The sequence below is a fragment of the Rhabdaerophilum sp. genome, from assembly GCF_046092605.1.
Classification (GTDB): domain Bacteria; phylum Pseudomonadota; class Alphaproteobacteria; order Rhizobiales; family Beijerinckiaceae; genus Rhabdaerophilum.
On record NZ_JBJTDY010000144.1, the window covers coordinates 1 to 11,437 of the forward strand.

Annotated in this window: 14 protein-coding genes and 1 pseudogene; 14 read left to right on the forward strand and 1 reads right to left on the reverse strand. The window is 65.7% G+C overall.

The window, feature by feature from the left end; translation table 11 throughout:
- Nucleotides 1-211 (reverse strand): hypothetical protein (locus tag ACKODO_RS10975; protein WP_408983473.1); only part of this gene is annotated, 211 nt, incomplete at its 3' end.
- 86 nt (nucleotides 212-297) lie between these two features.
- Here ACKODO_RS10975 and ACKODO_RS10980 point away from each other — a divergent pair.
- From ACKODO_RS10980 to ACKODO_RS11045, 14 genes and pseudogenes are all read left to right on the forward strand, one after another.
- A complete protein-coding gene (locus ACKODO_RS10980; RefSeq protein WP_408983474.1) occupies nucleotides 298-876 on the forward strand; it encodes a head-tail connector protein in 579 nt (192 codons plus the stop codon).
- Entirely contained in the window at nucleotides 873-1,208 is a 336-nt protein-coding gene (locus ACKODO_RS10985; protein WP_408983475.1) for a phage head closure protein, read from the forward strand. Before ACKODO_RS10980 ends, ACKODO_RS10985 begins: the two co-directional genes overlap by 4 nt.
- Entirely contained in the window at nucleotides 1,205-1,615 is a 411-nt protein-coding gene (locus ACKODO_RS10990; RefSeq protein ID WP_408983476.1) for a DUF3168 domain-containing protein, read from the forward strand. The genes ACKODO_RS10985 and ACKODO_RS10990 overlap by 4 nt, the downstream gene beginning before the upstream one ends.
- A 19-nt stretch (nucleotides 1,616-1,634) precedes the next feature.
- A complete protein-coding gene (locus ACKODO_RS10995; RefSeq protein WP_408983477.1) occupies nucleotides 1,635-2,045 on the forward strand; it encodes a phage major tail protein, TP901-1 family in 411 nt (136 codons plus the stop codon).
- 23 nt (nucleotides 2,046-2,068) lie between these two features.
- Nucleotides 2,069-2,404 carry a gene transfer agent family protein gene (locus ACKODO_RS11000; protein WP_408983478.1) on the forward strand — a complete coding sequence of 112 codons (336 nt, stop codon included), beginning with the start codon at nucleotides 2,069-2,071 and terminating at the stop codon, nucleotides 2,402-2,404.
- A 47-nt stretch (nucleotides 2,405-2,451) separates the two neighbouring features.
- A complete protein-coding gene (locus tag ACKODO_RS11005; RefSeq protein WP_408983479.1) occupies nucleotides 2,452-2,640 on the forward strand; it encodes a phage tail assembly chaperone in 189 nt (62 codons plus the stop codon).
- On the forward strand, nucleotides 2,630-3,211 hold the full coding sequence (locus tag ACKODO_RS11010; RefSeq protein ID WP_408983480.1) for a phage tail tape measure protein: 582 nt from the start codon (nucleotides 2,630-2,632) through the stop codon (nucleotides 3,209-3,211). The genes ACKODO_RS11005 and ACKODO_RS11010 overlap by 11 nt, the downstream gene beginning before the upstream one ends.
- A gap of 10 nt (nucleotides 3,212-3,221) precedes the next feature.
- A complete protein-coding gene (locus tag ACKODO_RS11015) occupies nucleotides 3,222-3,863 on the forward strand; it encodes a TIGR02217 family protein (RefSeq protein ID WP_408983481.1) in 642 nt (213 codons plus the stop codon).
- A gap of 3 nt (nucleotides 3,864-3,866) precedes the next feature.
- Nucleotides 3,867-4,751, forward strand: coding sequence for a DUF2163 domain-containing protein (locus ACKODO_RS11020; protein ID WP_408983482.1), 885 nt, complete (start codon nucleotides 3,867-3,869; stop codon nucleotides 4,749-4,751).
- A 7-nt stretch (nucleotides 4,752-4,758) separates the two neighbouring features.
- On the forward strand, nucleotides 4,759-5,229 hold the full coding sequence (locus ACKODO_RS11025) for a peptidase P60 (RefSeq protein ID WP_408983483.1): 471 nt from the start codon (nucleotides 4,759-4,761) through the stop codon (nucleotides 5,227-5,229).
- On the forward strand, nucleotides 5,229-9,149 hold the full coding sequence (locus ACKODO_RS11030) for a glycoside hydrolase TIM-barrel-like domain-containing protein (RefSeq protein WP_408983484.1): 3,921 nt from the start codon (nucleotides 5,229-5,231) through the stop codon (nucleotides 9,147-9,149). Before ACKODO_RS11025 ends, ACKODO_RS11030 begins: the two co-directional genes overlap by 1 nt.
- Before the next feature lie 22 nt (nucleotides 9,150-9,171).
- A complete protein-coding gene (locus tag ACKODO_RS11035) occupies nucleotides 9,172-9,933 on the forward strand; it encodes a glycoside hydrolase family 108 protein (RefSeq protein ID WP_408983485.1) in 762 nt (253 codons plus the stop codon).
- A 124-nt stretch (nucleotides 9,934-10,057) separates the two neighbouring features.
- Complete coding sequence (locus tag ACKODO_RS11040; RefSeq protein ID WP_408983486.1) at nucleotides 10,058-10,741, forward strand: response regulator transcription factor; 684 nt, start codon at nucleotides 10,058-10,060, stop codon at nucleotides 10,739-10,741.
- A gap of 4 nt (nucleotides 10,742-10,745) precedes the next feature.
- Nucleotides 10,746-11,437, forward strand: a pseudogene (locus ACKODO_RS11045) (sensor histidine kinase); the annotation flags it as partial.

The following is an 11,437-nucleotide window of genomic DNA, read 5'->3' on the forward strand; positions in this document are numbered from 1 at the left end:
CATCGCGGCCGATCACGGTTCCCGTGCAGGCACCATGCCGGGTGCCTTCACGCGAAAGCACCATGAGGACATGCGGCTGCAAGCCCGGATCGGGTTGCGACTGCGCTCCACCCAGCGCGAAAGCCGGCAAGGCCAGGATCACGAGGCTCGCGGCACCGGCCGCCCGGGCTGCAAGCCGCAGCACGCGGCCGGATTTTCGAAACAGTTCCACAGCGCGGACCTTTGCACCGCGCCTTCCTGCCGCGCAAGTCCGATGGGCCGGCGCGGCGCGCTTCTGCGACAGAAAGGCACTGATCCATGATCCCGCTTCTGGTGGATGGGCCGCAGCTCGAGCCCGTCAGTCTCGTCGAGGCCAAGGGCTGGCTCCGCGTCGAGGGCAGCGGCGAGGACAGCCTCATCCAGGCATTGATCATCGCGGCCCGCCTGACGGTGGAAAGCGAGATCGGCCTCGTTCTCCTCGCGCAGAACTGGCGGATCATCGGCGACCAATGGCCGCCGTCGGAAACACTCCCCGTGCGGATCGGCCGCGTGATCTCGGTCGCCGGCGGGCGGGTGTTTCCGGCGGCTGGCGCGCCGCAGGCACTCGCCGCTGCCGAATTCGAAATCGTGAAGGGCCAGGAGCACGACTCCATCCGCCCGCTTCTTCGCCCGGCGCCAGGCCGCCGACGCGGTGGCATCGAGATCGATGTCCGGCTGGGCTTTGGCGAATTCGCAGCCCAGGTACCCGAGCCCCTGCGCCTCGCGGTGCGGCAGCTCGTGGCCTACTGGTTCGAGAACAGGGGTGACGCCGCCATCGTCGAACGCGGATTGCCCGGCCAGGTGCGGGCCATGCTGAAGCCGTTCCGTAGCCTGCGCCTTGGAGGACTTTCGGCATGAGCAAGGCGCGCGTTTCCATCGCCCGCCGCCGCAATCGCCTGACGATCGAGCAACTCGCGGAAACCGCGACGCCGCTCGGCGGAGCGACCCTGGGCTGGCAGAATGTCGCGACCCTTTGGGGGGCGATCGAAATGACCGGCGGCCGCGAAACGGAAGAGGGCGGACAGGCCATCGGCCCGCGCACCGGCCGCGTCACGCTGCCCTTCCGCGAGGGAATCGATGCGCGGCATCGGTTCCGTCTCGGCACTCGGATTCTGGAAATCACGGCGGTTTTCGACCCTGACGGCAACCGCCGACAGATCGTCTGCCTCGTGCGGGAGGTGACGCCATGAGCACGACCCATCCGGTTCATGCATTGAAGACGGCGGTTCGGACGCGCCTCACGACGAACAGCGCCGTGACGGCGCTGATCGGCACGGCGGTGCATGATGCGCCCCCGCGGGGGGCCGAACCACCCTTCCTCATCCTGGGCGATTCCCAGCTTCGCGAGAACGGCACCAACGAAGCCGAGGGTGTGGTTGTCGATCTCGATCTCGTTGCGGTCACGCGCGAGCGCGGATCGGCCGAGGCGCTGGCGATCCTGCACGCGGTGCAGGTGGCCATTGGCGCTTCGCCCCTCGCGGTGGCCGAGCACCAGCTCTCGCTGATCCTGATCCGGGAGACGCTCGTTCGGCACGATGAAGCCCGGGCGCTGACCCGTGCCACGGCGCGTCTGCGCGCCTTCCTCCACATCCTCTGACATTCCGAAGGAGAGCCTCATGGCAGCCCAACGCGGCAAGGACATTCTGTTGAAGCTTGCGAATGACTTGAACGCTTTCGTGACCGTGGCGGGCCTGCGCACGCGACGCTTCTCGCTCAATGCCGAGACGGTGGATGTGACCCACTCCGAATCCGCCGGGCGCTGGCGCGAATTGCTGGACGGCGCAGGCGTGCGCCGCGCCTCCATTTCCGGCTCCGGCATCTTCAAGGATGGCGCGTCGGACGAACTGGTGCGGCAGGTCTTCTTCGATGGCGCGATCCGCAACTGGAAGATCGTGCTGCCGGATTTCGGCGAGATCACCGGGCCGTTCCAGATCACCAGCCTCGATTATCGCGGCGAACACGCGGCCGAGATGACCTTCGAGATGGCGATGGAGAGCGCCGGCGCGCTCACCTTCACCGCGCTCTGAGGCCGGCCATGAAGAGCCAGCACATGACCAACCGGCACAGGGGCGAAGTCAGCCTGAACCTGGGTGCGGAACGTTTCGCGCTCCGCCTCAGCCTGCAGGCGCTGGCGGAGATTGAAGCGGCTCTCGGCGCAGGCGATCTCCAGGGGCTCGGCGAGCGTTTCGCCGGCGGGCGGATCGCGGCGCGCGATCTCGTGGCCTTGCTTGGCGCGGCGATCCGCGGGGGTGGCGCGAAGCTCGCCGATGAGGAGGTCGCAAGCCGCATTGGCGCGGAGGATCTGCCGCGCGCGGTCGCGGCACTGGCCGACCTGTTCGCAATGTCCTTCGGCACCAAGGCCAGCGAACGCCCTCCCGCGCCGTAGCAGGCAGGGCAACAGCCCGGCCGCGCGCCTTCCCCTGGGAAGAGGCGATGGCGCTCGGGTTCGGCCTGCTGCGGCTTTCGCCCGAGGCTTTCTGGTCCATGACCTTGCCCGAACTCGCCGCCGCCCTGCGCGGATTGCGTGGCGAGACCGGGCTTCCGGACGCGCCCGATGGCGAGACCTTCCACGCGCTGATGCGCCTTTTCCCCGATGAGAGGACCAACGCCCATGATGGATGAGGAAACCGATATCGGCCTCGATGTATCGGGGGCCGTGACCGGCCTGACGCGGCAGATGCGCGCGCTCGATGCGGTGACATCGCAATTCGGTCGTTCACTCTCCCGCGCGCTGGCCAGCGGCATCACGCAGGGCAAGGGCTTCGATGATGTCCTCAAGAATATCGGCCAGCGATTTCTGGAAATCGCGTTGAAATCTGCCGTCAAGCCGCTGGAAAACAGCCTCGGCTCGATGTTCTCGAGCCTGTTCAGCGGTTTCGGTGGGCTTGGAGGGCTGGGCGGAGGTGGCGGGCCGACGACCTTCTTCGCGGAAGGTGGCGTGATCAACACCCCGCATTTCTTCCCCATGGGACGCGGCCTCGGCGTCGCCGGCGAGCGCGGCGCGGAGGCCATCCTGCCGCTCTCGCGTGGGCCGGATGGAAGGCTCGGCGTGGCGACAGGCGCAGGCGGGAACGGACCGGTGCGCATCGTGATGAACATCTCCACGCCGGATGCGGAGAGCTTCCGCCGATCCGAGGCGCAGGTCAGCGCAAGCCTCGCGCGCGCCGTGGCGCGTGGCCAGCGTTCGTTGTGAGGAGAGGGCAATGGCCGGATTTCATGAAGTGCGATTCCCCGTCGAGGTCGCGCTCGGCGCGCGCGGCGGGCCGGAGCGGCGCACGGAAATCGTGACGCTGGCAAGCGGCCGGGAAGAACGCAATGCGCGCTGGGCGCACTCGCGCCGGAAATATGATGCAGGCTATGGCGTGCGCTCCATCGAGGGGCTTTCGGCCATCGTCGCGTTCTTCGAGGAGCGGCGGGGGAGGCTTTACGGCTTTCGCTTCCGCGACCGGCTCGACTGGACCTCCGCGCCGAAGAACGCACCGCCCCTGCCGAACGACCAGCCGCTCGGTACGGGAAACGGGACGCGGGCGGCCTTCCCGCTCATCAAGCGCTACGGCGCGGTGCATTCGCCTTATGAGCGCCCGATCGCGAAGCCGGTCGAGGGCAGCGTCCGCGTGGCGGTGAACGGCGCGGAGCGTGTCGCAGGAACGCATTTCGATTGTGACGCGACAACCGGAATCGTGACCTTCCGCGCCGGGCATATCCCGCCGGCAGGGGCCTCCGTGACGGCGGGATTCGTGTTCGATGTGCCAGTGCGTTTCGACACGGATTTTCTCCAGGTCGATCTGTCGGCCTTCGAGGCCGGGGCCATTCCCAATATTCCGCTCATCGAATTCCGGATTTGAGCCATGAGATCGCTTCCCCCGACCATCGCCCTGGCGCTCGCCTCCGGGGTAACCACCCATTGCCAATGCTGGCTCCTGACGCGCAGGGATGGCGTGGCTTTGGGCTTCACCGACCATGACCGCGCGCTGAGGATCGGCATGCAGGTCTTCGAGGCTGCAAGCGGCATCGAGGCATCCGCCGTCGAGAGCGAGACGGGGCTTGCCGCCGCGAATGGCGAGATCACCGGCGCGCTCTCCAGCGAGCGCGTGACCGCCGAGGATATCGAGGCCGGGCGCTATGATGGCGCGCAGCTGCGCCGCTGGCTGGTGGATTGGAGCGCCCCGGCGCTCGATTGCCTGATCGATGCCGTGACCATCGGCGAGATTCGCCGGAAGGATGGTGCCTTCATCGCCGAGACGCGCAATGCGCTGCATGCGCTCGACCTCGAAAAGGGGCGGCTCTACAGCTCGGCCTGTTCGGCCGAACTGGGTGATGCGGATTGCGGGGTGGATCTCAACGATCCGGCCTGGCGCATCGCGGCGAATGTGGTGACAACAGATGGCCGGCATCGCATCGGCGCACCGCAATTTGCCACGCCAACCGCAGGGCTTTTCGCGCGCGGGCGGTTGATGGTCCTGACCGGCGCGAATGCCGGGCTCTCTCGGCCGATCCGGGTCCATGAAGGGGAGACGATCACCCTCTGGGAGGGCTTGCCGGCTGATCTTCTCCCCGGCGATTCCGTGGTTGCGATAGCGGGCTGCGACAAGCGCTTCCCCACCTGCCGCGACCGTTTTGCCAATGCACTGAATTTTCGCGGATTTCCGCTGATTCCTTCGCCGGAATTCGCCTTTGTCTATGCCCAGCCGGGCGAGGGGCGGCATCTCGGTCGCCCCCTCGTGCAATTGTGAGGTTTCCATGCCGCGAATGAGCAAGGCCGAGCGCGAGGAAGCCGCGCGCCGAGAGGAAATCGTGCGCCTCGCGCGGGAATGGATCGGCACGCCCTACCAGCATCAGGCCTCGTTGAAGGGCGTGGGCGCGGATTGCCTCGGTTTCCTGCGCGGGGTGTGGCGTGAGGCGGTGGGCGAGGAGCCCGAAGCCATTCCGGCCTACTCGCCCGCCTGGGCGGAACTGGGTGCGCCCGATCAGTTCATCGTCGGGGCCTTCCGGCATCTTCTGGCGCGCCCGATGGATGCGGAAATCCGCCCCGGCACCGTGCTGATCTTCCGCTGGCGCGCGCATCTGCCGGCGAAACATTGCGCCATCGCGACCGGCCCCGAAACCTTCGTGCATGCGCATGACGGGGCTTCGGTCGCCGAAGTGGCGCTTCTGCCGATCTGGCGGCGGAAACTGGCGGGACTCTTTGATTTTCCGGCCCGGAGGGAATGATGGCGACCATCGCATTCGAATTGCTGGGCTCGACCTTGGGACAGAGCCTCGGAGGCACTTTTGGCGCCGCATTCGGCAAGGCCGCCGGGGCGCTCGCGGGCGGGCTGATCGATCGCGCCTTCATGGGGCAGGGCGCGCGACGTGTGCAGCAAGGCCCGCGCCTGACCGATCTCGACGGCATTTCCGCAAGCGAGGGCGCGCCGATCCCGCGCATCTATGGTCGTGTGCGGCTGGGCGGGCAGGTGATCTGGGCGACGGAATTCGAAGAGCAGCAGGTCGTCGAAAAGAGCGGTGGCGTGGGTGGCAAGTCTGCCATTGGCGCCCGACAGAAGAGCATTCGTTATGTCTATTCGGCGAATGTCGCGATCGGACTTTGCGAGGGGCCGGTTGCCTTCGTGCGGCGCATCTGGGCTGACGGGAAGGCGGTGGATCTCTCGGCGATCACCTATCGCATCTATCGCGGCGAGGCCGACCAGCCCGCCGATCCGCTGATTGTGGCGAAGCAGGGAACGGGGCAGGTGCCCGCGTTCCGTGGGCTCGCCTATATCGTGTTCGAACGCTTTCCACTGGCGGATTACGGCAATCGCCTGCCGCAGTTCTCGTTCGAGATCGTGCGGCCGATGCCCGGTTTGCCGGATCGGCTGAAGGCGGTGAACATCTTCCCCGGCTCGACCGAATTCGGTTATGCCACGGAAGAGGTGCGCGAGGATTTCGGCTATGGCACCTCGCGCATGCTCAACCGCTCGCAATGGACGCGCGGCACCGATTGGGAGCAATCCATCGACGATCTGCAGGCGCTCTGCCCCAATCTCGAACGTGCGACGCTGATCTGCGCGTGGTTCGGGGACGACCTGCGCGTCGGCAACTGCAAGATCACGCCCCGCGTGGAGAAGAAGGGCAAGATCACCACCGGCCAGAGCTGGCAGGTTTGCGGATTGACGCGCGAGACCGCTCAGGCGGTTTCCGCTTCGGAGGGGCGGCCCAATTACGGCGGCACGCCTTCGGATCTTTCGATCATCCAGGCGATCCGGGATCTGAAGACGCGCGGGCTGAAGGTCGCGCTCCACCCCTTCATTCTGATGGATATTCCGCCCGGCAATGGCAGGCCCGATCCATATTCCAACGCAGCAGACCAGCCGCCCTTTCCCTGGCGGGGGCGGATGACCTGCCACCCCGCGCCCGGAGCGCCCGGAAGCCCTGCCGGGACGACCGGCGTGAATGCCGGGATTGCGAACTTCATCGGATCGGCGCAGGCCAGCCATTTCGTGCTTTCCGGCGACACCGTGCTCTATGCCGGACCTGCGGAATGGAGCTTCCGGCGCATGGTTCTGCATCACGCCATGCTCGCGAAGGCGGCCGGCGGGGTCGATACGTTCTTCATCGCTTCCGAGCTTGTCGGCCTCACCCATCTCTCTGCAGGCGGCGGAAGCTACCCCATGGTCGCGGCGCTCACGGGGCTTCTCGGAGAATTGCGTGGGATCCTCGGACCCTCCACACGCATCACCTATGCCGCCGACTGGACCGAATATGGCGCGCATGTGCGGGGCGGCGGGCAGGAGGTGCGCTTTCCGCTCGATCCCTTCTGGAGCCATCCGGAAGTCGGCGCGGTAGCGATCGATTTCTACCCTCCCATGACCGATTGGCGCGAAGGGCCCGCGCATTTCGATGCGAGCCTTGCGGAGACACCCCATGACCCCGCCTATCTGGTCGACCGGATTGGCGCAGGCGAAGGTTTTGACTGGTTTTACGCCGATGCCGGGTCGCGCGCGAACCAGATCCGGACGCCCATCTCCGACGGCGCTTACGGCAAGCCGTGGATGTACCGGCCGAAGGATCTTGCCGGCTGGTGGTCGAACACGCATCGCGAAAGGGTTGGCGGGGTGGAGATCACGTCCAACACCGGTTGGCAGCCGCGTTCGAAGCCCATCCTGCTGGCTGAAATCGGCTGTGGCGCGGTGGATAAGGGGACCAATCAGCCGAACATCTTTCCCGACCCGAAATCCGTCGAGAACGGGTTGCCCTATTTTTCCCGCGGACATCGCGACGACATGATCCAGCGCCGGCTGCTGGAGGCGATGCTCGATCGGTTCGATCCGGCCAGCACCGGACATATTGCCGCGCATAACCCGGCCTCGCCCGTTTATGGCGGGCCGATGGTGATGCCGGATTTCATCGCGCCCTGGGCCTATGACGCACGTCCGTTTCCGGCGTTTCCCGCCATGCGCGACCAATGGGCGGACGGGGCGAACTTCGCGCGCGGTCATTGGCTCAACGGCCGGCTCGAGATTGCGCCGCTTCCCGAATTGATTGCCACGGTGATCGCCGACCACGCGGCCGATCAGGGATCGGTTGCGCCAATCGGCGAGGCAATCGAAGGATTTGTCGTGGACCGCCCCATGACGGCGCGGGCCGTGCTGGAGCCTCTGCTGGACAGCTTTGGCCTCCTTGCTTCGGGCGATGGCGCGGAACTCTCGGTCAAGCCGCGTGCTGCCTTTCCGGTGGCGCTGATCGCGCGGGATGATCTCGTGGCACCGACGGGTCGGAATGGCGTGGAAATTGAAATCGCGCGGCTGGAAGAGCGCGACCTGCCCCGCAGCTTCCGGCTGGGCTTCGTCGATCCGGATCGCGATTTCCGCAAGACGATGGTCGAGGCACGTCGCGATGGCAGCGCCGCCCAAAGGGAGGTCAGCGAGGACGTCGCGATGATCCTCCCCAAGGGGCGCGCGCGCCGCCTCGCCGAGCAGCGTCTGGCCGAGGCCTGGGCCGCCCGCGAGGTCTTTCGTTTTGCCCTGCCGCCCAGTGCCCGTGCCATCGAGGCGGGCGATCTTGTTGCGATCGAGACCGAGGTGGGGATCAGGCTGGTGCGCCTCACCCGCATCTCCGATCAGCGCGAACGGATCTGCGAGGCTGTATCGCATGATCCGGAAACCATGGGTTTTGCGCCGATCGACGACGATGTGACCGAGCTGCCTGTGACCCCGGCGCTGCCCGGTGCGCCCTATGCCCGGCTCCTCGAATTGCCAATCCTGCGCTCCGAGAGTGCAAGCCCGTTGCATCTGGCCATGCGCGCCGAGCCCTGGCGCGGGCCCTATGCATTGACACGGACGGATCAGGGCGGAACCGTTCTGGGCGAGGCCGTGGCAGCAGCTCGCTTCGGCACTCTGATGACCGCGCTTCCGCCCGGGCCGCTCTGGCGGTGGGATCACGCCTCAAGTTGCGAGATCCTGCTCGTATCGGGTGCCCTTGCAAGCGTGGACGAGGCCGCCATGCTCGCGGGCAACAACGCGCTGGCGCTGGTGGGGCCGGATGGCGAGATCGAGATCGTCCTTTTCCGGCAGGCGACGCTTGTCGCCGACCGGCGATACAGGCTCTCGGGTCTGTTGCGCGGGGTGGGCCTTTCGGAGAGGGCGGCTCTGCGCATACTCGCGCCGGGCGCGCAAGCGATCGTCCTGGACGATGCCGTGGTTGATCTCGGCCTTGGCGTCGAGCATGTCGGGCAGAGAGTCGAACTCGCGATCATCCCGGCCGGGCGAGACATCGGTGATCCCGCCGTAGCCCGGACCGTTCAAGCAATCGCCGGCAAGACCTATCGTCCGCTCTCGCCGGTCCATGCAAGGGCGCGACGTGAGGCGGGTGGAATCCGTCTGACTTTCATCCGGCGTGCGCGGTTTGGCGGCGATAACTGGGAACTTTACGAGGTTCCCCTCGCCGAGGAACGCGAGGAATACCGGATCGAGATCCGAGACGGGGCAACAGTGAAGCGAAGCGTCACGGTTGCGACGCCGAAATATCTCTACGGGACCGCCGAGGAAACGGCCGATTTCGGCGCGCCTCGGGAAAGTCTGGACGTCACCATTGTCCAGCTTTCCACCAGGATTGGCGCCGGCGATCCGCTGGTGACGACGCTCCGCGTGCACTGAAGCCATCCAATTGGAGAATGCCATGGCTGCCGCCAACTTCGAGCGGGCGCTTGCGCTCGTTCTTCGACATGAAGGTGGTTTTTCCGACCATCCATCCGACCCCGGTGGCGCCACCATGATGGGGATCACGCAGGCCACGCTTGGCGCATGGCGCGGACAGCCCGTGACCAGAGCGGATATTCGCGAGCTTTCGCGACAGGAAGCCACGTCAATTTACCGGGTTCGATACTGGAACGCCGTGGCCGGCGATCAACTCCCCGCCGGGATCGATCTCGCGGCTTTCGATTACGCCGTGAATTCCGGGCCACAGCGGGTTATCCGCACCCTTCAGGGTCTGGTGGCCGTTGAGGTTGATGGTTGGATGGGGCCGCAAACCCTCGGTGCCATCCGTGCTGCCGATCCCCGATCTTTGATCGAGGCGCTTTGCGCTGCGCGCCTCCGCTTTCTCCGACAATTGCACACCTTTCCGATCTTCGGCCGGGGCTGGATGAGGCGCGTGGCCGAAATCGAGCGCGAAAGCCTCCGCCTCACCCTTTCCAGCCGGCCCGCCGGGACGGCAAACCAAAAGGAGAAGACCATGTTCGATACCAAGACGCTTCTGCAGAGCCGCACGGTCTGGGCCAATGTCGTTGGTTTCGGTTCGATCGCCCTTTCGCTCATGGGCTTCCAGACCATGGGTCTGGATCAGGGGCTCCTTACGGATCGGTTGCTCGAATTCGTGGCGGCTGGCAGCTTCGTGGCCTCGACAGTGTTTCGTGTCATCGCCACCAAGCGCCTGATCTGATGGGAAAACCGTTCGAACGGGAATCGGTTGGTCTCGAAATTCCCTCAAAGCGGTGTATGAAGCAAAAGAACAAGCGGAGCAGGAATTGCCTGCCCGCCCGCACCGCCTTGGGGAGTTCGTTCGAATGCGTCTGCTTGTGATCGAGGATGATCGCGACCTCAACCGCCAGTTGACCTCGGCGCTGGAACATGCGGGCTATGCGGTTGACAGCGCCTTCGATGGCGAGGAGGGGCATTTCCTCGGCGATACGGAGCCCTACGATGGGGTGATCCTCGATATTGGCCTGCCGAAGATGGATGGCATTCGCGTGCTGGAGAAATGGCGACGCGAAGGCCGCAAGATGCCCGTTCTGATCCTCACGGCGCGCGACCGCTGGAGCGAGAAGGTGCAGGGCTTCGATGCTGGCGCCGATGACTACGTGACAAAGCCTTTCCATATGGAAGAGGTGCTTGCGCGCCTGCGGGCGCTGCTGCGGCGCGCAGCCGGCCACGCCACGAGCGAATTGACCTGTGGCCCGGTCATTCTCGATACGCGCTCGAGCCGCGTGGTGGTGGACGGCAACCCGATCCGGCTGACGAGCCACGAATATCGCTTGCTGGCCTATCTCATGCATCACCAGGGCCGCGTGGTGTCGCGGACCGAATTGGTCGAGCATCTCTATGATCAGGATTTCGACCGCGATTCCAACACGATCGAGGTGTTTGTCGGTCGCCTGCGCAAGAAACTCGGCGTGGATGTGATCGAAACTGTCCGAGGTCTGGGCTATATCGCGCAGCCCCCGCGCGGGCCGGCCCCGAAAACGAAGTGAAGCCATGCGCTTCTCGCTTCCCGGCCCCACCGATCCACGCTCGCTGGCCGGGCGATTGTTCCTCTCGGCGATCCTGCTCTCCGTCCTCGTGCTGGTATCGACCGGTGCGATCCTGTCGGCCATCAACCGCCGCTCCGTCGAGGCGGCCTTTGATGAGCGCCTGAAGCTCTATCTGAAGGTGCTTGTGGCGGATGTGGCCGCATTGACCGATGGCAACAATGTCGAGCCCGGGAATCTCGGCGAGCCGCAGTTCCAGATTCCGTTATCCGGCTGGTACTGGCAGATCATGCGGATCGACATGGAGAGCAGCACGGCCGCAATCCTCCGCACCTCGCGATCGCTTTTCAACCAGCGGCTTCCTCCGCTTGTCGAACCCGGGATGCCATCGTTGCGCGGAGACTTCCGCGATGGCTACCGCACGGGACCGGAGGGGAGGCGCATTCGAATTGTCGAGCAGGAAATCGACCTGGGCGAGCAGAATCGATTCCTGATTTCAGTGGCGGGGAATGCCGAAGAGATCGTGGAAGAGCGGCGACGCTTCGACTTCGCGGTGCTCACATTGTTGAGCCTGCTCGGCCTTGCGCTCGGAATCTCCGCCTATGTGCAGGTTCGCTACGGTCTGCGGCCGCTGCGCGAACTGAGCCAATCACTGGCCCAGGTGCGAAACGGCGAGCGCGAGCGCGTGGAGGGCGACTT